Below are 19,372 nucleotides of genomic sequence, written 5' to 3'. Positions count from 1 at the left end.
GATCAGGCTATCAGGGGAGCGGCGATCGCTTTCAGCACCGCCTGCGCATCCTTCGGGGCAAGCAGCACCTGCAGCCCCCGCTGCCCGCCATTGATATAGACAAGCGTTTCGGCAAGCGCTGCTTCCTCGATCGCAGTCGGAACAATCTTCTTCTGGCCGAACGGACTGATGCCGCCGACATGGTAGCCGGTCAGGCGCTCGGCGTCGGCGGGCTTCATCATGTTGGCCGATTTTCCGCCGAAGGCGGCCGCCAGTTTTTTCATGCTGACTTCCCGGTCGGAAGGCACGATGCAGCAGACCGGCTTGCCATCCACCTCGGCCATCAGCGTCTTCAGCACGCGGGAAGGATCCTCTGCAAGCGCCTCGGCGGCCTGCAGGCCGACGCGCTCGGCGCCGGGATCGTAGTCGTAGCTGTGCACGGTGAAAGAAATGCCGGCCTTTGCAAGCGTCTGCGTGGCACGGGTCGTCTTCGACATCGCTGCCTCCTACGCGCCGAACCGGGCTTCGTAGAGCTCCGGCTTGAAGCCTATCAGCAGTTTGCCGTCGGCATCGAGCACCGGGCGCTTGATCATCGACGGCTGCTTGAGCATGAGTTCGATCGCCTTGTCGGCCGTCATGTCCTGCTTGTCCGCCTCCGGCAGATTGCGGAAGGTCGTGCCCGAGCGATTGAGCACCGTTTCCCAGCCGAATTCGTCGCACCAGCGCTGAAGATGCGCCCGATCGATCCCTTCTGCCTTGTAGTCATGGAACCGGTAGGCAACACCGTAGCCTTCGAGCCAGCTGCGCGCCTTCTTCATCGTGTCGCAGTTCCTGATGCCGTAGATCGTAACCGTCATACCGAATCTCTTCCCCTCTCCACCGGTGCGGGAAACACATAGCGGGGCACCGCCTCGGAGAAAAGCCCGGAAGCGGTTGCCTCAGGTTACGCCGACGTAACGGCCAGGCTTGTGGTTGATCGCAAGGATCATGTTGACGACGGAAGCGCCAACGATCGAGAGCACGAGGTTCGCCGGCGGCAGCACGAAGAAAGCGGCTGCGAGGATCGCCAGATCGACGGCAAGCTGGAAATATCCGGCGCGGATTCCCCATTTCTCCTGCAGATAGATCGCCACGATGTTGATGCCGCCGAGACCGGTGCGGTGCCGGAAGAGAACGAGCAGGCCCATTCCCATCAACCCGCCGGCGGCAACGGCAGCGTAGACCGGATCTATCCGCGCGAACTCCACCCACTGCGCCGTCAGGCGGGAAAACAGCGAGACGAGGCTGACGGCGAGGAAAGTGCGCAACGCGAACGGCCAGCCGAGCCGCCGGACGGCAAGGACGTAAAAGGGCAGATTGACCAGAGAGAAAACCAGCCAGAACCCGGCTCCGGTTGCGTATTGCAGAAGCAGGGCGAGGCCGGCGGTGCTACCGGTCAAAAGCACCGCCTTGCTGTAGATCACCACGCCCAGCGAGACCACGAGCGTGCCGGTGAGGATGGCAAGCGCATCCTCGTAAAGGCTGTGGCGCTCGGTGGGCGCCACGGCAATGCGGGCCTCTCTGTCAACCTTCATCCCCACGGTCTCCGTCAGAGGCTCGTGAAATTGCCGACGACGCCGGCGACTTCCGCCGTCTTCAGCCCGGCGATGTTGATGCGGCCAGACGTCGGCATGTAGATGGCATGCTCGCTTCTGAGCCGCAGCACCTCCGCTTCCGAGAGCGGCAGCATCGAGAACATCCCCTCCTGACCGGCGATTGCGCCGAGCGCCTGCCAGCGGGTCCTGAGTCCTTCCGCAAGCGCCCGGCGGATGCCGGTCATGCGCAGGCGCATCGCCTCGAGCTCCTCCGCCCAGTCGCGTGCGAGGTCCTTGTCCGAGAGGATCGTGCGCACGACGGCGGCGCCATGATCCGGCGGCATGGAATAGCTGGTGCGGGCGAGCCCGGCGAGGTTGGACCTGACGGTATCGGCGGAACTCGGCGAGGCGGTGAGCGCGTAGATCGCGCCGGTGCGCTCGCGGTAGAGACCGAAGGATTTCGAGCAGGAAACGGCGACGAGCGCTTCGGGAACGACGCCGATGAGATGTCTCAGGCCTGCAACGTCCTCGTTGAGGCCGCGGCCGAAGCCTTGGTAGGCGAGATCGACCAACGGCAGGAGACCGCGCTCCGCGACGAGCGCGGCGATTTCCAGCCATTGCGCTTCTGTCAGCGCGCCGCCAGTCGGGTTATGGCAGCTTGCGTGCAGCAGCACCGCGTCACCGGCCGTCGCACCCTCAAGCGCGCTGACGACATTGTCGAAGAGCACCGCCTGCGACGGAATGTCGAAGAAATCGTAGCTTGCCGTTTCGAGGCCCGCCGCCTTGAAGATTGCCGCATGGTTCGGCCAGCTCGGCAGGCCGAGCCAGATCCGCTGGCCACCCACGCGGTGGATAAGGTCGGCCGCGAGCCTGAGTGCGCCCGAGCCACCCGGCGTCTGCACGCTTGCGATACGGCTTCGTTCGACCGTGCCGCCACCGACGAGCGTCCAGAGATGGTCCAGGAAGACGTGGTCCCCTTCAGGCCCGACATAGGCCTTGGTGTCCTGCGTTTCCAGAAGCCGCTTCTCCGCCGCCTTCACGGCCCGGAAGATCGGCGTGTGGCCGGTTTCGTCGCGATAGACGCCGACGCCAAGGTCCACCTTGCCGGGGCGCTCGTCGTTTCTGTAGAGGCCGATCAGGGCCAGTAACGGGTCGTCGGGTTGACGGGCGAGAGCATCGAACATGCCAGGTTCCCTCTGGTGCTAACAATTGAGGAATAGTCGTTTTGGGCAGGCGGAAAGGCAAGCCACATGCGCGACTTGTTTGTTCCTTCAGTAAAATAGTCTGCGCGCAAATTCGACGCTGCATTTGCGAGCATCTCAAAGATCACGTACATATTTTTGCGCGAAGAGGGCAATATTCTCTTCACGTTTGCGCATATATGGATCGGGGCGAATTCGCGATGGAGCGCGTAAAAACGGAACTGGACGCGATCGACCGGCGGATCGTCCGCCTGCTCATCGAGGATGCATCGAGAAGCAACAACGAACTGGCCGAAAAGGTCGGCCTCTCGCCGGCGCCATTGTCGCGGCGGTTGGCGCGCCTCTATTCGGCGGGCGTCATCCGCCAGACGGTTGTCGTGGATCCGCGGGCGGCCGGCATCGGCTTTCAGGCCTTTGTCGAGGTGACACTGGAGCGCACCGCCAGCAAGGTGGGACAGCGTTTCATCGAACTGGTCTCGCGCATGCCGGAAGTGGTCGAATGCCATACGGTTGCCGGCGATTTCGATTTCCTGCTGAAGATCGCCGTGCGCGATGTTGCGGACTACAAGCGCCTGCTCTGGAGCGAGTTCGAGCAGATCGCCGAAATCAAGACGCTCCGCTCGACCATCCTGCTCGACAGTCCGAAGATGCAGATGGGTGTCGCGCTGTAGGCGGTAAAAAGCGCCTGACTGGCCCCACATCCCGCTGCCGCGACCTTCTCCCCGTTTTGACGGGGAGAAGGAACGATGCCGCACGCCAGTCCCCTCTCATGGCGGCGGAGAACGGAGATTTGGGGAGCGGAGCGTTGCCGCGCGTCTCCTTCGCCCCGCTTGCGGGAGAAGGTGGCCGACAGGCCGGATGAGGGGCCATTTCGGAGGGTCACGCCTCCAGCGTGCCGGGCTTGCGTTCCGCGCGTGAAGGCTCCGCACAGGCGATCTTCATCAGGTCCGAGCGGCGGCGTGCGAAGCGAGTGGAGACGCGGGTGACGATCAGCCCGTCCTGCGGCGCCCGGACCCCGAGCGCGCCGTCGGGCGTGCCGGGATTTGCGAGGATCGTCGCCAGCAGGTCTCCCGCTTTCACGCTTTCGCCGATATCGCGGTGGAACAGGATCGCGCCGGCTTGAGGCGCGCGGATCATCTCGATGTTGTCGAGCGGCACGGCCTTGCCGGCGAAGACCGGAAGATCAGGTCGCGCGCCAGCAACCACGCCGCGAGCGAGAAGAAACTGCCAGACACCCTCGGCATCCTTGCGTGCAAGTTCCGGACAGACGTCGCGCGTGCCGCGCAGTTCAACGGTTACGGAAAGCCTGCCGGGCAGCGTGGTCTTCTTCCGGCCCTCGTCCTCGTTTTTCCAGGCATGGGCGACCGCTTCCTCGAATGCGGAGCTTTCGCCGTCGGAGAGAAACACCGCTTTCATATCGAGCGCCGCGGCGAGGTCCGTCGCCTCCGGCCAGAAGGCCTCGTCGATATAGGCGTATTGCAGACCCTCGTCATCGCAGTGGAGGTCGAGCACCAGCTCGGCTCCAAGCGCCACGTGGAGCAGCTGCCGCTTCAGCCGGTCGGCCGCCGAATATCGGTCGAGGTCTTCGAGCAGGCCGTCGCGTTCGCCAAGGGAAATCAGCGGGAAGTCACGGTTGAAATTGGTGCGGGAGCCCAGATCGAAGCGACCTTGCAACTCGCCGAAGTGCGACTGGGCCGAACCGATCGGGTTTGCTTGCGGAATGACGGTGATATCGCCGAGGATTGCTCCTTCGGCATCCGCCTGGCGCAGTTTCTCCAGAAGGAAATGCAAGAGCGCCGTGCCCGGCAGCTCGTTCGCGTGAAGCGCCGCCTGGATATAGGTCCGTGGTGCTTCCGGTTTTGTCCCCTTGAACCGGAACACCGGCAGCCGCCATTCGACGCCCGGCGTGTCGCCGGCGATGATGATGTCCGAAATTTCCACTTTTGCTGTCCCTCGATAGTGCAACAGGCGATCCGTCGGATGCGGTTTATGGGACTTTGAAATGCCCAGCGCAAGTTGGAAGCCGATGCGAAAAAATCGCGAGCGGCGCTTCAGGTCGTGAGCCGCCAGCGGTGAAGATGGCGATGGCGTCCCTGGCCGTAGAGGCTATGCACCAAGACAAACTCGTGCACGGTCCAGCTTATCGGCTCCAGAAGTTCGACGTCGGCCGCAAAGACACGATCGTAGAGCAGGGTGAGATGGGGCACGAAACTCTGCCGGGGAGCTTTGGCGATCGCGGCGATCTGCCGGTGCAGCGCGACCAGAGCCTCGACACCCTCGCAGAAGGAGAGAACTACAGCGCGGCTATGTCCCGCCGGAAAACCGAGCGCTCTGTCGAGGCGGACTTCGAATGGCGAGCCCTTGATCCTGTCGCCGATCTGCCGAGCAGCCCGGATGACCTCGTCGTGCAGGCCGTCGAAGCGGCCGATGCCAGCGAGCGAAACATGAAGCCGTTCAGCCGGATATAGCCGGCCGGAGAGGCGGTATTCCTCCTTCAACCTCCGCCCAGCATTCAGGATCTTGTCGGCGGCAGCTGGCTTCGGCAGGACGGCGAAATAGAGAAGATCGTTTTGCGTTCGAGCCGGAGCAGCAGAAAAGCCGAATGAAAGCTGACTGGACATGCCCCCTCCCGATCGCGCCGCCGACAGTCGCCAGGGCTTGTTGTCGGTGTGGGAATATAATCCTACATTGAGGGTATGGTAAATCCGTAAATCTCTTTTGGCGAATTCCGCGCCGTCGTTGGCACACGAAAGGGGCCGTTCGCACCGGCCGCCTTGCCCATGTCAGTCCCCTTCGACCGTGGGCAGATCGAGAGCCGAGCGCAGCAATCCGACGCCCCGCTCGTAGAGCATCGCGTATTCAGCAGGCGCAAGAAGATCGGCGCGCGGCGCAAATCCCGGAACGACCTTGTTGAAGTGGATCGCGCCGCAGCCGGGTGTGAGACAGTCGAATTTGCCTTTGGGACACTGGTTGAACTTACAGAGGCGGCCGAGATAGCGGTTGCTTCGTGGCTCGAACAGGAAGACATCGACCTCGTTGTCCGGGACGCTCATGCCGGCTCCCGCCTCGAAGGCCTCGCGCAGGGCGCGGGAGCACACCTTGCGCAACTCGCCGAGCCGCTCCTGCGAGTCGATCCAGAGCGCCATGTCGAGATCGCTGCACTCGTGCCAGACCTCGATGCCGCGACGGCGAAACTCCCTGAACCGCGGAACCTCCTTCCAAAGCGGCTTTGCGACCGAGCCGATCACGGCGACTGCCTGAACCTCCGGGAACGTCATCCAGGCGCGGGCGATGATATCCGCCGCCAGGCGGTAATCGCGCTGGCGTTTGAGAAGGTAGCGGTTCTGGCTATCGATCTCGGCGCGCCGCAGCTTCTTGCTCCTTCATGAAACGCGGGGTCAGTCGCCCAAGCGAAACGCTGGTAACGCCAAAAGGCGAACGGCCATGCTGATCGCGAAACTTGCATCGGCGCGCAGATGGTCCTCCGCGGGCAGCATAGTGTCTAGTACACGACGCGACAGGCTCGCTGGATTATCGATGCGGCGGTAATGGGAGAGTGGATTGCGAAGCGTCATAAGCCTCTTTAGGTCGTCGGCATCCTGTTGCGTGATTAGATTGCGTGTCAGGTTACGACGCAGCGTTTCTTGAAACGAGACGCGCTCCGGAAGTTCTTCGCCGTGAATTCCAAGTTCAAGGTGGGAGGCTAGCAAATGCTCCGCGAGTCCCTGACAGAGCATTACCGTCGCTACGTAGTTACCATGAATGAAGCTCGTTCTAGCTTCATTCCAAGCCGCATACGTTATCTCCCCACCGGTGAGCAATGTTCCGTTCGAGCCGAGAGCACCCGATAAGTCAGCAAGCTGATGAAATCGCGCGACTTTCCCCGAAAGGTCGTCGTGAAGGTCGCCTAAAAGAAATCGAACAAACTGCAAGTCTTTGATTGGAGACAGAAGGTCGCCCTGATCTTCTTCACCATGAAAAGCTCCTTCTCATTCTTCAACTGATGAAGAATGCGATGCTGCGCCTGAGCCAGGTACTATAAAATCCATTTGCTAAAATCCAGCGTCGCGAGGGCGGACATGCCAAACTCATGCCGGCTCTCAGCGGTGTCGACAGGTCTATGAACCTCTTTCGATTTCCCCCGCCGGATCCTTGCCCGTCACTCCCACTCGATGGTGCCCGGCGGCTTCGAGGTCACGTCGTAGACGACACGGTTGATGCCGCGGACCTCGTTGATGATGCGCGTTGCCGCGCGGCCCAAAAATTCCATGTCGTAGTGGTAGAAATCCGCGGTCATGCCGTCGACGGAGGTGACGGCGCGGAGCGCACAGACGAATTCGTAGGTGCGTCCGTCGCCCATGACGCCGACCGTCTGTACCGGCAGGAGCACGGCAAAGGCCTGCCAGATCGCGTCGTAGAGGCCCGCCTTGCGGATCTCGTCGAGATAGATCGCGTCCGCCTCGCGCAGGATTTCAAGCTTCTCGCGGGTGATGCCGCCGGGGCAGCGGATCGCAAGGCCGGGTCCGGGGAAGGGATGGCGGCCGATGAAGCTGTCGGGAAGGCCGAGCTCACGGCCGAGCACGCGCACCTCGTCCTTGAAGAGTTCGCGCAGCGGCTCGACGAGCTGCATGTTCATGCGCTCCGGCAGGCCGCCGACATTGTGATGCGACTTGATCGTCACCGACGGACCGCCGGTGAAGGAAACGCTTTCGATCACGTCCGGATAAAGCGTGCCCTGGGCCAGGAAATCGGCGCCGCCAAGCTTCTTTGCTTCTTCCTCGAAAACCTCGATGAAGAGGCGGCCGATGATCTTGCGCTTGGTCTCGGGGTCGCTGACGCCCTCCAGCTCGCCGATGAAGCGGTCGGAGGCATCGATGTGGAGGAGGTGGAGGTTGTAATGTTCCTTGAACATGGCGACGACGCTCGCCGCCTCGTCCTTGCGCATCAGACCATGGTCGACGAGGATGCAGGTGAGCTGGTCGCCGACGGCTTCGTGGATCAGGAGCGCTGCGACTGAGGAATCGACACCGCCCGAAAGCGCACAGATCACCTTCTTGTCGCCAACCTGTTCACGGATCGCCTCGACCGCCTTTGCACGATAGGCCGACATGGTCCAGTCGCTCTTGATGCCGGCGATCTTGTGCACGAAGTTGCCGATCAGCTTGGCGCCATCAGGCGTGTGGACCACTTCCGGATGGAACTGCACCGCATAATATTTGCGCTTCTCGTCGGCGATGAAGGCGAAGGGCGCGTTCGACGAGGTCGCGACGACCTCGAAACCTTCCGGGATCGCGGTGACGCGGTCGCCGTGCGACATCCAGACCTGATGGCGAGAGCCGACCGACCAGAGACCGTCGAAGAGGGCGCATTCCTGCTCGATTTCCAGGAAGGCCCGGCCGAATTCGCGGTGATGACCGCCTTCCACCTTGCCGCCGAGTTGGGCGCACATGGTCTGCTGGCCATAGCAGATGCCGAAGACCGGCAGGCCGCTGTCGAAGATAACCGACGGCGCGCGGGGGGACCCGATTTCAAGCGTCGAGGCCGGGCTGCCGGACAGGATCACCGCCTTCGGCTTCAGGCGCTTGAAGCCGTCCTCGGCCGATTGGAACGGCACGATTTCGCAATAGACGCCGGATTCGCGCACGCGCCGGGCGATGAGCTGGGTCACCTGGCTGCCGAAATCGACGATGAGGACGGTGTCGGGATGGGCTGTCTCAGTCATAGCGGGCCTTCAAGCTTGATCATGGCGAGCGTTTAATGAAAGCCCGCCCTTGGCGCAACGATTACATTGCACCCCGACAATTTAGGACTTTCAGGCCCTGATTTCTCCGGCTTCTATTGCCGCTTCGAGCCGGTCGATCGCGGCGGCGAGCTTCTCGTCGATCACGTGCAGATATTCCTTCCAGTCGTCGACGTGCTTCAATTCCGCCTTGCCGTCCGAAATGCCGCGCAGGCCGATCAGCGGCAGGCCGAAGGATTGGCAGGCGCGCAGGACCGCGAAGGTCTCCATCTCGACCATGTCTGCGTCGATGCCGTCATAGGTCTTTCCCGAGACGATGTTGGCACCGGTCGAAAGCCGCGCCTCCTTCACGCCCGGGATGCGCAACGGCAGTTTGACGACCGCGGGAAGATCGAGGAACGGTGTCGCTCCCTTCTCGAAGCCGAGCACGGACGCGTCCATGTCGCGATAGCCGACCGACGTCGCCTGGTAGACTTCGGTCTGTTCGAGTGTGGCGGACCCCGCCGAGCCGAGCGAAACGACGAGATTGGGCAGGCTGTTGGCCGCATCGAGTTTGGCGAGCGTCTTCGTCAATGTGACGGCGGCCTCGACCGGACCGACGCCGGTCATCAGCGGCGCAATCCGGGCGCTCAGGTTGGGTCCGTATTCCGCATCGACCGCCATCACGTAAAGGATCGTCTTGCCCGCTACGGGCTTCAGTTCAAAGCTCATCCCTCGATCCCCTCACGTCCGCGCACCACCATCATGGTTCCTGTCATCGAGGCGATCAGCTTCGCCGGTCCATCGGGCCGGATGGCATAAGCCCGCCCGTCCGAAACGATGATGGTCGTGCCGGGCTTCGTCACCTCACCGCGGAAAAGGAAGCGGTCGCCGCGGCCGGGCGACAGCAGATTTACCTTGAACTCGATGGTCAGCAGCGAGGCGTCGGGGTCGATGACGGAATAGGCGGCATAAGTGCCGGCGGCGTCGAGCGCGGCGGAAATCACGCCGGCATGCAGCAGGCCGTGCTGCTGCGTCAGCTTGGGGTCGAAGGGCAGCTCGATCTCGACCGTTCCCGGTTCGATGCGTGTCAGCTCCGCGCCGATGGTGTGCATCGCCGCCTGGCGATCGAAGCTTTCCCGGATGCGGGCGTGAAAATCATGCGGCTCGTCGTCGATCAATAGAAAAAGCCTTTCCGAGGGCGGGGCCGAGCGCCCGCTTCGGGCCGACAGTGGCATGTGAGTGGAAGCAGGACAAGCGCGGGCGAGGCGGAAAATCGCAGCGCTCGGAGGCCGCCAGCCCCGACATGCGGCGCACGAACCCCCATCCGGGCGAAATATGCGGCAGTTGCAATGCGCGCTTGCTTTCGCGAAACCCGGCTGAGCCATATATGTCTGGAATGAGGAACATCAGACGCATTGAAATCCGACCGGCCGAACCCGACGATGTCCTGATGATGGCTTCGGTGCTCGTCGAAACCTGGCGGTCGACGTTTCGGGGCATCATCTCCGACGCGTATCTCGATGCGATGACGGTCGAGGATCAGGCGATCCGGCATGCGCGCCGAATGCGCGCCACGGGCGTTTTCCATATGGTCGCGGCCGATATGGCCTCGAAGAAGGTGATCGGCCTTGCGAGCTACGGGAGAGCACGAGGGATGCCGCCGGCCTTCGACCGCGAGCTCTACACGCTCTATCTCATGGAAGAATTCCAGGGCGCCGGCATCGGCTCCGCACTGGTACGCACCGTTGCGCGGCATTGCCTGGACACAGGCGCCTCGTCGCTTTTTGCCTGGGTGCTGGCGGGCAACCCAAACCGCGCGTTCTATGAACGCCTCGGGGCGCGTGTCGTCGGGCGAGGACGCGTTAGCGTCGGCGGGGAAAGCTATGACCAGGTCGCCTATCGCTGGGATGATCTCGCAATGCTTTCAGGCGCCGGAAATGCCGCGATGTGACGTCGGCCGTTCTACAGCGCCGCGCGTCTTATTTAGACGCGCAAAGGACGCTGTAGCACTTTGAATTGCTGCATGTTTTTATCCTTAAATCGGCTGCGATTTAAGGAAATATGCAGCGGCCTAGTCTGACAATATGCTGGTCCCAGGCAACGGCGCTTGTGGGGCCGTTGAAACGGCCGTTATACGAGGAGACGGCGAAGCCGTGCGTGGCCGCGGCGACGCCTGCGGCCTCCGCGACGAACTCCTCATTCAAGACGGCGCCAGTTCGGGCATCGAGCGTGACGGCGACATTGCCCTTCGGCGATGTCAGTCCGACGAGCCCTTCGCGACGGTTTACGGCGATCGCGCCGACATAGTTGGCGAGCGCCTCGGTCGTTCGCTCGGGAAGGGTGAGAAAGACAAGGTCTTCACCTCGCGACAAGTGGCCGACGAGCGGTGGCAGGTCGTTGCGCGGCCCTTCGTATTGGCAGGCGAACCAGACCCTTCCGTCGGCGCCGATGTCGACATGCCGCGTCGATAGCCGGCTAAGCTCCTTCGGCAGCACGCGCTTTTCGATGAGCGCGCCCGTGACGGTGTCGACGAGCGTCAGACTCGGCTCCATATGGTCGAGATTGAGTTTGGTGCGGCCGAAGTCCGGATGGGTCTCGATGCCGCCATTGGCGATCGCCAGCGTCCGCCGGTCGGCGGCAAGGGTCATGTCGTGCGGCCCAATGCCGTAGGTCGGAAATTCGCCGATCCGGGCAAATCCCCTCGTGCCGTCGTAAATGCCGATCATGCCGCGATTGGCGGCAAAGTCGTTCTCGGTCGCATAGAGCAAGCGCCCGTCGGCGGAGAAGCAGCCGTGGCCGAAGAAGTGGCGGCCCTCGGCGGCTGTGATTACGACGGGTTCGGCGACACCATCGGTCGAAAGGATCATCGCATAGGTGCCCGGTCGGCGGGCAAAGGCGACAGTACGGCGGCTTTCCGGCGAGAAGGCCATGCCGTGCGCCCGGGCCGGCAGCAGCGTCCGGTCGATGATTTGACCCTCTTCCGTCAGGGTCGCGACGCCGTAACTGCCGTCCGGCGTCATGAAGGCCGAGGCGAAGACGGCGTCGGCTCTTTCAAGCGCAAAAGCGCCACGCGGCGTAAGCGTCGCCACCCAGGCGGCACCTGCCATTTTGACGAAGCTGCGTCGGTCGATGAGTGCTTTCGCGGTCATGCGCATCTTGCCATAAACGGACGATGACGGCGGCGATGCGGCCGCCGATCTCGACTGGGTTTACCAGATTATCGTCTCAGAGCCAGCCGCGGCGCTTGAAATAGAGAAACGGCAACAGCGCCGACAGCACCATCATGGATAGCGCATAGGGGTAGCCGAGCTGCCATTTCAACTCCGGCATGACGTCGAAATTCATGCCGTAGATCGAGGCGACCAGCGTCGGCGGCAGGAACACGACCGCGGCGACCGAGAAGATCTTGATGATCTGGTTCTGCTCGAGATTGATGAGGCCGAGCGTCGCGTCGAGCAGGAAATTGATCTTGTTCGACAGGAACAGCGCGTGATCACCAAGCGAGGCTGCGTCGCGCTGGATCAGCTTGATCCGCTGCCGGCTCTCCTTGGCTGCCTTGCGCTGTCCGCTTCCCTCGGTCGCGACGTGATAGGCGACGAGCCTGCCGACGCTCACCAGGCTTTCGCGAATGATCGTCAGCAGGTCGCCCTTCTGGCCGATCTGCTCGATCAGCGATTGCAGGTCGCGCGTCTTCTTGGTGGCGCTGGCGTTCGACTTGCGGAAAACTTCGCGCGAGATCGCATCGACCTCGTTGCCGGCGCGCTCCAGCGCGTCGGCGGTGCGGTCGATCATCGCCTCGAGCAACCCCAGCATCACCAGTTCACCCGTTTCGCATGCCGCCCCGTTCGACCTCTGGATCCGGTTGGCATAGACCTGGAACGGCTTCGGATCGGCATGGCGTACCGTGACGAGACTCGTGCCCTTGAGAATGAACGTCACCGGCACTTTTGCCGGATAGTCGCTATCAAGTTTCGCCGCGGCTGTCATCGTCATGAACTCGGCGCCGTCCTCCTGATAGAGGCGGTCAGAAAGCTCGATTTCCTGCATCTCGTCCCGTGTCGGGATGGCGATTGCCAGCTTCTCTTCGACCAGCCGGGTTTCCTCGGCGGAAGGGTTGAAGAGGTCGAACCAGATCACCGGTTCCTGGGATGCCAGGCCGTTGAGGAGGTCGACGAGCGCGAGATGGTTGTTCTGGCCTTTGTAGATGCGCAGCATATGGGGCTCCATGGGGCGAGTCATCCGACCGCCTGGAGCCCTGATCAATCAGGACCGGACGGCCGTGAGCGTGAAGGCTCGACTTCGACTGTCGGGGTTCATTCCGGTTGATCCTTATGGTGAAACATGCCCGCGACAGCGGACACGAATTGCGCTTTGCGCCCAAACGGGCGGCTTGTCAACCGCCGGTCGGCGGCCCCCCTTCACGTTGCCGTGTCAACTTGCCGTGTGAACTCGCCATGTCAATCGCCGTCGGCAAAGGAAAAACCGGCGCCGAGGCCGATGGCGCCGCCGAACTCGCGATTGAGCCGATCGAGCAGGTCGGCGGTATTGAGCGCGATGAAGTCGAGCGTGGCACGCTGGTTCTCGTCCACAAGCGCCGCGTCGATCGGTCCTCCGATGCGGTCCGCGGCGCGGATCAGCGCCTTGAAGAGGAAATTGATCGAGCCGGCGATCGAGCGGCTGTCAGCCGGAAGCAGGCTTTCCATGCCGGCCGTATTGAAGAGCTTCTGCAAGGCCCGCAGATTGGCGGAAATGGATGGCATCGTATTGACCGAGCGCCAGTAGATGGCGAGCCTTGGACGGCCCTTGTCGGGCTTTCCGTCAACCGTGCCGGCGTAGAAGGGCCGCAGCCGCTGGTCTTTCACCATCTCGACGCTGTGGACGAGCACGCCGAGGAGCTCGGTTGCTGCTTCCTTGCTGTTCCGGAAGAGCGGATTGTCGGGACCCGGCTTCTTCCAGGCGGCCTGGATTCCGTCCGGCCTCTCCCATTCGGCGAGGATCTCGCCGGCGATCGCCCTGAGGTTCTCCGATATCGCGACGCCGTAGCGGCAGCGAAAGGCACCGTCCTTCTCGGCAAGCGTTTCCGCCCCCGTGCCGTAGAGGACGTATTCGAGCGCTCCGAGGCCCTGGACCGCGACGCTTTTTTTCTTGAGGCTCTCTGCCTGCGTTGCGCTTTCGTCTTGCTTGGCAAGAATCGCCTGCACCTGCTTGAGACCGGTGCTTTTGCGGTCGGGATAAAACAGGAAACGCTCGAAGCGGTTCTGTTCGAGGGCCGGGCCAAGGCGGATGATCTCGATCGCCGACCATCTCTGCACGACGCCCGAAAAGGCCGAGCGGGAGGCCTCGAGCGCCGCGGCAGAAGGCGCCTTGCAAAGCGCGGCGCTCGTTTCCGCAAGACCGACCGTCGCCTCCGCTAGGCCGCGATAGCCGGGGATGATGAAGTCGTCCACGGCCTTTGCCATGACGCCCGGCACGGCGGCCTCGTCAACGACGCGCGGTGACAGCGCTTCCCCTTCTTGCGCGGCCGTCGGGGTGGCGATGGCCGTGAACAGGATGACGGCCAGGGTAAGGGGAAGGCTCGGGCGCATCAGAGTGACTCCAGGAACGTGATCAGGGCTTTCCGGTCGTCCTTCGGGAGGGCGGCAAAGGCGTTGCGAGCCTTCTCCGCTTCACCACCGTGCCAAAGAATGGCCTCGGTAAGATTACGGGCGCGGCCATCGTGAAGGAAGAAGGTGTGGCCGCTGACGGTTTGCGTCAGTCCGATCCCCCAGAGCGGAGGCGTGCGCCACTCGCGGCCATCGGCGACGCCGACCTGCTGGCCGTCGGCAAGACCTTCGCCCATATCGTGCAGCAACAAATCCGAATAGGGCCAGATCAACTGAAACGCCTGCTCCTTGTGCGGTGCATCACGCCGGGTCACGAATTTAGGCGCATGGCAGGCCGTGCAGCCGGACTCGTAGAAGAGCCGCTTGCCCCTCAAGGTTTCCGGAAAGCTCGCCTTGCGGCGGGCGGGCACGGCCAGGTTCGAGGCATAGAAGGTCACCAGGCCAAGCACCGGGTCAGGCGCCTCGACGGGGCCAAGCCGTTCCTGAACGCCGGTCGGAAGCGCCCGGCAGCCGGTCTGCGCCTCGGTGCAATCGCCATGGCTGCGGTCGTTGTCCGGGCTGGAGATGCCGATATCGATGGCGAATGCGTCGGCGGCCTGTCGCCGGAGCGTCGGGTTTTGGGCCTTCCAGCCGAAACGGCCGACCATCATGGCTCCGGTTTTGGCGTCGCGGATCAGCGCAGGTCGCCCGCTGATACCGTCGCCGTCGCGGTCCTCCGGATCCGAGCGCGCGAAAATGTCGGCCTCGTGGATCGCCTCGATCAGTCCGAGACCGATCATCGGGGAAGCGACGCGCGGCGAGAGCGTCGTTGTCGGATCGAGCGGGCCATAGCCGAGGCCGGCGACCGCGTAATGCGGCTTCCGCAGGGAAACCGTCTCGCCATCCGCAAGCCTCACCTGCTCTTCCGTATAGGTAATCGCGACGCGCCCTTCGGCGCTAAGCCCCGGCACGGCGCTGTCCTGAAGCTGCGCACCGTAGGCGGGATCGGGAAAATTGAGTGCGGTAAGGGAAGCGATCATCTCCCGTTCGGCGTCGTCACGCGGCGCACGCGCAAGGCGATAGAACATCGACGTCGAGTCGGACGCGCCTTCCGGCGGCCGGCCGCGCCCGTCGCGTGGATGACAGCTCTCGCAGGAGCGGGCGTTGTAGAGCGGGCCTAGCCCGTCGGAGGCTTGCGTCGAGGAGGGCGACGAAACCCAGAGCTTCTCGAAGAGCGCCTTGCCGAGCTTGAAGTTCTGCTCGGCCTCGAAGGGCAGGTTCGCCGAAAACTGGGAGAAGATTTGCCGATCGATCGGCGCAATCGTCGTTGCGGCGCCGGCGGAAAGGGCCTCGAACTGTTCGGCCTTGGAGAAATCCGTCGCCGGCCGCGTGACGGTCAGCACACGCTCGCGGTCGTGCTCGGAAAGGTCTTTGCGTGAGGGGCGAGAGGAGATCTGGCTGTCTGCGATCTGCCTGGCGCTGCACCCCCCTCTGCCCTGCCGGGCATCTCCCCCACAAGGGGGGAGATCGGCAAGCGGCGATGCCCCGCTCAAGCCATTAACCTGCGCGTCTGTCGTTGAATTCGACCCCGGCATCTGGGCGCTTACTGTCAGGCAGGATCTTGCTACTGGCCAATCTCCCCCCTTGTGGGGGAGATGCCCGGCAGCGCAGAGGGGGGTACCCACACCCGCGCTCCCGATTTCAGCGGTTGCAGTCTTGTTGGATTCCGCCCTAGCGACGAGATTTATATCGTCGCCTATCGCCGCTGCGGTGAGACCGAGGGCGGCGAGCGGCAGCGCTAGGAGGCGGGAGGTCACATGCATTGGACTTGGGCCGGGCCGCACCCCTTCGGAACGGCCCGCCTTTCGGCTTATTGGAAGACGGCGCTAGGATTATCCAGGCTGTCGGAACCTTCAAGCTCGATCGTGCCGAGATCGAGCGAGGCGATGACGCGTTCGACGGTCTTCGCCTGCGCGATCAGGCCGTCGATCGCGGCCTGGACGGTGGCGTTACCCTCGGCATTGCCTTCGCCAATCATCTGGTCATAGGCCTCGACCGTTTCGGCGCGCTTCGCCATCGCCTGCATCTTTTCGACGGTGGCGGCGAGGTTGTCTTTCAGTTCCTTGTCCAGCGCCGCGTCCTTCGCGGCGACGAGTTCGGAAAGTGAGGGACCGGTGAGCTTCGTGCCGTCGACACGGGTGTATTCGCCGGTATAGGCGGACTGAATGCCGATCGCGTCATGGAGATGCGAGTTGTGCGTGTTGTCCGAGAAGCAATCGTGCTCTTCTTCCGGATCATGCAGCAGCAGACCGAGCTTCATGCGCTCGCCGGCGAGTTCTCCGTAGGAAAGCGAGCCCATGCCGGTGAGGATGGCGGCGAGGCCGGCCTTGGGATCGGATTCGACCGCCTTGGTGGCGGCGCCATCCGGCGTCCAGTTGGCGACCATTTCCTTCAGATCGGAAACAAGCAGGCTGGAGGCTGCCTTCAGGTAGGCGGCGCGGCGATCGCAGTTGCCGTTCGTGCAGGCCTTGGTGTCGAAGTCGGTATAGGAGCGGTTGCCAGCGCCCGCCTCGGTGCCGTTCAGGTCCTGTCCCCAGAGCAGGAATTCGATCGCGTGGTAGCCGGTCGCGACGTTCGCCTCGATGCCACCTGCTTCCTGCAGCGCCCCCGACAGGAATTCCGGCGTGATATTCGTCGCGTCGACGTCGTTGCCGTCGATCTTGATCGTCTTGTTGGCGATCACGTTGGCGACGAAAAGAGCGTTCTCGTCGCTTTCGGTGCCGTAGCTCTGATCGACATAGTCGATCAGTCCCTCGTCGAGCGGCCAGGCATTCACTTTGCCTTCCCATTCATCGACGATCGTATTGCCGAAGCGGTAGACCTCGGTTTCCTGATAGGGGTTGCGCGCCTTGAGCCACGCCTCGCGCGCGGCCTTCAAGGTTTTCTCACTCGGGCTTGCGATCAACGCGTTGACGGCCTTGTCGAGTGCTTCGGCCGTCGTCAGGGCGTCTTCGTATTTGGCGTGGGCAACGGCAGCGTAGTGCTTGACGACCGCAGCGGCGTCGGTGGCGGCATTCGCCGGTTGCAAGGCCAGTGTAGACGTTGCCGTCATGAGCGCCAGCGCGGCGGCGCGGATGAAATTCTTGGTCACGACCCTCTCCTTTGCTTCTCCTGCAGCGCCGCGCGTCCCTATGAGGCGCACAAAGGTCGCTGTAGCACTTTGCATTGCTGCACGGTTCTACCCTTGAATCGGGTCCGGTTAGGAAACATGCAGTGGGCGGCGAGCAAACGTCTCGGAAGCCCGCAAAAGCCCACATGTCATGGACCAAAAGTAAACTTGTGTCAAAGTGTATAGTTTAGAATGTTTTCAATCTTTTCCCGGCGCGGCGCGCGGAAGCCGGCCGGCGGTCTGGCGCTAGCTCCTTCGGCCCATAAGGCAGAAGAAGAAGCCGTCGGTTCCCGTCGAGGCCGGCGTCAGCGTGACCGTCTTCATGTCCGCGGACCATGGTTGTGGCTTGTCACTACCGAAGAGCGTCGCCCATGTATCGGCGGCAGAGAGGATCTCGAATTCCGGATTGTCCTCGCAGAAACCGTAGACCTGCGACTCGTTCTCCTCGGGAAGCACCGAGCAGGTCACGTAGATTAGATACCCGCCCGGCCGGACGAAGTGGGCGGCGCTTGCAAGTGCTTCCTCCTGCTGGGCCAGCCTCTCCTCCAGGTTCTTCTGCGTAAGCCGCCATTTCGTGTCCGGGCGGCGGCGCCACGTACCGGTCCCGGTGCAGGGCGCATCCACAAGCACGCGATCGAAGCGCCCGGTAAGCGGCGCCAGGGATTCCGCCGATTCATGCACCTGCACATTGCGGGTGCCGGCGCGCTTCAGCCGCTCGATGATCGGCGCCAGCCGCTTGCGATCGGTATCGTAGGCATGCACCTGGCCCTTGTTGTTCATCGCTGCCGACATGGCGAGCGTCTTGCCGCCGCCGCCGGCGCAGTAGTCGAGCACCTGCTCGCCCTCCTGCGGGAAAGCGAGATCGGCGACGATCTGCGAGCCTTCGTCCTGAACTTCGAACCAGCCCTTCTGGAAGGAGATCTCCGCTGTGACGTTCGGAAGGCGCGAAGCGCCTTCGCCGGCCGGGATGCGCACGCCGTGGCGCGCAATCGTTGCCGGTTCGGCGCCGCTTCGTTCGAGCGCCTTCAAGACCTTCTCACGGTTCGCCTTCAGCGTGTTGACGCGCAGGTCCAGTGTCGGCCGCCCGGCAAGCGCCCGAGCCTCTTCGAGCCAATGGTCGGAGAAGTTCTCCTCGAAAGAGGCCTGCGTCCATTCCGGAATATCTGCCTGCACATGCTTGGGGGCATCTTCGAGCCGACGCTCGGCAAAGGCCTTCATCATTTCCGCCGAAGGCGCCTCGGGTGCGAACTTGTCGTCGGCGAGCTCCGCGGCAAGCGTGTCGGGGGTAAAGCCCCATTGCCGATACATGACCGCGTGGCCAAGCGCGGCGGCGCTGTCGCTGTCCATCAGATATGCGTGGGAGAGCTTCATCCGCAGCGCGTCGTAGACGATGTTGCCGATGGCGGCACGGTCGCCCGATCCGGCGAAGCGGTGCGATAGGCCCCAGTCCTTGAGCGCGTCGGCGACGGGTCGCTTCCGTTTCTCTATGTCGTCAAGAACCTCGATGGCTCCGGCGAGCCTTCCGCCCAATCGCATTTTCGATGAACTCCTTTTTCGCCGTGGTAGCGGCGATGGCACCGAAGAGCAAGACGGAAGCGGTATAAACGGGAGAGACCGCCTACTGCATGTTTCCTTAAATCGTAGCCGATCTGAGGACAAAAACAGGCAGCAATTCAGCGGCCTTTGCTTCTGGTAAGACGCGCGGCGCTGTAGTCTCCATAAACAAATCCGCCCGGTGCGAAAATCGGGCGGAAGTATTGGCGCATCAGGAATTGATGACGCGGTAACAGATGCTGGCGGTTCCGGAGCGGATCATGCCAATCTGCGAAGCTGCGGCCTTGGAAAGATCGATCACCCGACCACGAATGAAGGGACCTCGATCGTTGATGCGAACGACGACGGTCTTGCCGTTGCGCTTGTTGGTGACCGCGACCTTGGTGCCGAACTTGAGGCTACGATGGGCGGCGGTGAGGCGTGCGGCGTTCATTCTTTCGCCGGACGCGGTCTTGGAGGTCAGTGCGTACCAGGATGCACCGCCGCAAGCGGACCCTGCTGCCTGACTATCGGATGCCGAGACCAACCCCATCCCGACGGTGAATAGCACTGCTGCGGCAGCAGTCTTAATGTTCGCTGGTTTCAAGCGA

20 protein-coding genes are annotated in these 19,372 nt (G+C 62.9%); 2 read left to right on the top strand and 18 right to left on the bottom strand.

Annotation, left to right across the window (positions count from 1 at the left end; all coding sequences use genetic code 11):
• Positions 1 to 2 precede the first annotated feature (2 nt).
• The 4 genes from ybaK to tatA all read right to left on the bottom strand — a co-directional run bounded on the left by ybaK (position 3) and on the right by tatA (position 2,737).
• Positions 3 to 476: a Cys-tRNA(Pro) deacylase gene (ybaK, locus tag PZN02_RS04600; protein WP_280660433.1), complete on the bottom strand. Its 474-nt coding sequence runs from the start codon at positions 474 to 476 to the stop codon at positions 3 to 5.
• 9 nt (positions 477 to 485) lie between these two features.
• Positions 486 to 836: an ArsC family reductase gene (locus PZN02_RS04595; RefSeq protein WP_280660432.1), complete on the bottom strand. Its 351-nt coding sequence runs from the start codon at positions 834 to 836 to the stop codon at positions 486 to 488.
• Positions 837 to 917: 81 nt separating this feature from the next.
• The gene (locus PZN02_RS04590; RefSeq protein WP_280660431.1) at positions 918 to 1,553 is read right to left on the bottom strand and encodes a YitT family protein; all 636 of its coding nucleotides are present in this window, start codon (positions 1,551 to 1,553) and stop codon (positions 918 to 920) included.
• 14 nt (positions 1,554 to 1,567) lie between these two features.
• On the bottom strand, positions 1,568 to 2,737 hold the full coding sequence (gene tatA, locus PZN02_RS04585; protein WP_280660430.1) for a tyrosine aminotransferase: 1,170 nt from the start codon (positions 2,735 to 2,737) through the stop codon (positions 1,568 to 1,570).
• A 218-nt stretch (positions 2,738 to 2,955) separates the two neighbouring features.
• On the opposite strand from tatA, the gene PZN02_RS04580 reads away from it, so the two are divergent.
• A complete protein-coding gene (locus tag PZN02_RS04580; RefSeq protein ID WP_280660429.1) occupies positions 2,956 to 3,426 on the top strand; it encodes an Lrp/AsnC family transcriptional regulator in 471 nt (156 codons plus the stop codon).
• Positions 3,427 to 3,634: 208 nt separating this feature from the next.
• Here the strand turns inward: PZN02_RS04580 and PZN02_RS04575 are convergent, their stop codons facing one another.
• From PZN02_RS04575 to PZN02_RS04545, 7 genes are all read right to left on the bottom strand, one after another.
• Complete coding sequence (locus tag PZN02_RS04575; protein WP_280660428.1) at positions 3,635 to 4,696, bottom strand: succinylglutamate desuccinylase/aspartoacylase family protein; 1,062 nt, start codon at positions 4,694 to 4,696, stop codon at positions 3,635 to 3,637.
• Between the two features lie 110 nt (positions 4,697 to 4,806).
• Positions 4,807 to 5,376 carry a 2'-5' RNA ligase family protein gene (locus tag PZN02_RS04570; protein WP_280660427.1) on the bottom strand — a complete coding sequence of 190 codons (570 nt, stop codon included), beginning with the start codon at positions 5,374 to 5,376 and terminating at the stop codon, positions 4,807 to 4,809.
• A 162-nt stretch (positions 5,377 to 5,538) separates the two neighbouring features.
• Positions 5,539 to 6,126, bottom strand: coding sequence for a hypothetical protein (locus PZN02_RS04565; protein ID WP_342394715.1), 588 nt, complete (start codon positions 6,124 to 6,126; stop codon positions 5,539 to 5,541).
• 27 nt (positions 6,127 to 6,153) lie between these two features.
• Positions 6,154 to 6,687, bottom strand: coding sequence for a hypothetical protein (locus tag PZN02_RS04560; protein WP_280660425.1), 534 nt, complete (start codon positions 6,685 to 6,687; stop codon positions 6,154 to 6,156).
• Positions 6,688 to 6,914: 227 nt separating this feature from the next.
• A complete protein-coding gene (gene guaA, locus PZN02_RS04555) occupies positions 6,915 to 8,477 on the bottom strand; it encodes a glutamine-hydrolyzing GMP synthase (protein ID WP_280660424.1) in 1,563 nt (520 codons plus the stop codon).
• Positions 8,478 to 8,567: 90 nt separating this feature from the next.
• A complete protein-coding gene (locus PZN02_RS04550) occupies positions 8,568 to 9,206 on the bottom strand; it encodes a 5'-methylthioadenosine/S-adenosylhomocysteine nucleosidase (RefSeq protein ID WP_280660423.1) in 639 nt (212 codons plus the stop codon).
• Entirely contained in the window at positions 9,203 to 9,589 is a 387-nt protein-coding gene (locus tag PZN02_RS04545) for a PaaI family thioesterase (RefSeq protein WP_380785582.1), read from the bottom strand. The genes PZN02_RS04550 and PZN02_RS04545 overlap by 4 nt, the downstream gene beginning before the upstream one ends.
• A gap of 284 nt (positions 9,590 to 9,873) precedes the next feature.
• Here PZN02_RS04545 and PZN02_RS04540 point away from each other — a divergent pair, with 284 nt between their 5' ends.
• Positions 9,874 to 10,428, top strand: coding sequence for a GNAT family N-acetyltransferase (locus PZN02_RS04540; RefSeq protein WP_280660422.1), 555 nt, complete (start codon positions 9,874 to 9,876; stop codon positions 10,426 to 10,428).
• A 100-nt stretch (positions 10,429 to 10,528) separates the two neighbouring features.
• Here PZN02_RS04540 and PZN02_RS04535 read toward each other — a convergent pair whose 3' ends face one another.
• From PZN02_RS04535 to PZN02_RS04505, 7 genes are all read right to left on the bottom strand, one after another.
• Entirely contained in the window at positions 10,529 to 11,626 is a 1,098-nt protein-coding gene (locus PZN02_RS04535) for a DUF1513 domain-containing protein (protein ID WP_280660421.1), read from the bottom strand.
• Between the two features lie 76 nt (positions 11,627 to 11,702).
• Positions 11,703 to 12,692, bottom strand: a complete 990-nt coding sequence (locus PZN02_RS04530) for a magnesium transporter CorA family protein (RefSeq protein ID WP_280660420.1) — start codon at positions 12,690 to 12,692, stop codon at positions 11,703 to 11,705.
• A 242-nt stretch (positions 12,693 to 12,934) separates the two neighbouring features.
• Positions 12,935 to 14,062 carry an imelysin family protein gene (locus PZN02_RS04525; RefSeq protein WP_280660419.1) on the bottom strand — a complete coding sequence of 376 codons (1,128 nt, stop codon included), beginning with the start codon at positions 14,060 to 14,062 and terminating at the stop codon, positions 12,935 to 12,937.
• The gene (locus PZN02_RS04520) at positions 14,062 to 15,654 is read right to left on the bottom strand and encodes a di-heme oxidoreductase family protein (RefSeq protein WP_425336269.1); all 1,593 of its coding nucleotides are present in this window, start codon (positions 15,652 to 15,654) and stop codon (positions 14,062 to 14,064) included. The genes PZN02_RS04525 and PZN02_RS04520 overlap by 1 nt, the downstream gene beginning before the upstream one ends.
• A 275-nt stretch (positions 15,655 to 15,929) precedes the next feature.
• On the bottom strand, positions 15,930 to 17,210 hold the full coding sequence (locus PZN02_RS04515) for an imelysin family protein (RefSeq protein WP_280660417.1): 1,281 nt from the start codon (positions 17,208 to 17,210) through the stop codon (positions 15,930 to 15,932).
• Between the two features lie 264 nt (positions 17,211 to 17,474).
• A complete protein-coding gene (locus PZN02_RS04510) occupies positions 17,475 to 18,764 on the bottom strand; it encodes an RsmB/NOP family class I SAM-dependent RNA methyltransferase (protein WP_280660416.1) in 1,290 nt (429 codons plus the stop codon).
• A gap of 229 nt (positions 18,765 to 18,993) precedes the next feature.
• On the bottom strand, positions 18,994 to 19,368 hold the full coding sequence (locus PZN02_RS04505) for a septal ring lytic transglycosylase RlpA family protein (protein ID WP_280660415.1): 375 nt from the start codon (positions 19,366 to 19,368) through the stop codon (positions 18,994 to 18,996).
• Positions 19,369 to 19,372: the final 4 nt, after the last annotated feature.

This window comes from Sinorhizobium garamanticum, assembly GCF_029892065.1.
Lineage (GTDB): Bacteria > Pseudomonadota > Alphaproteobacteria > Rhizobiales > Rhizobiaceae > Sinorhizobium > Sinorhizobium garamanticum.
Note: the sequence above shows the minus strand (reverse complement) of the source record. Positions and strands in the feature narration are given on the sequence as shown.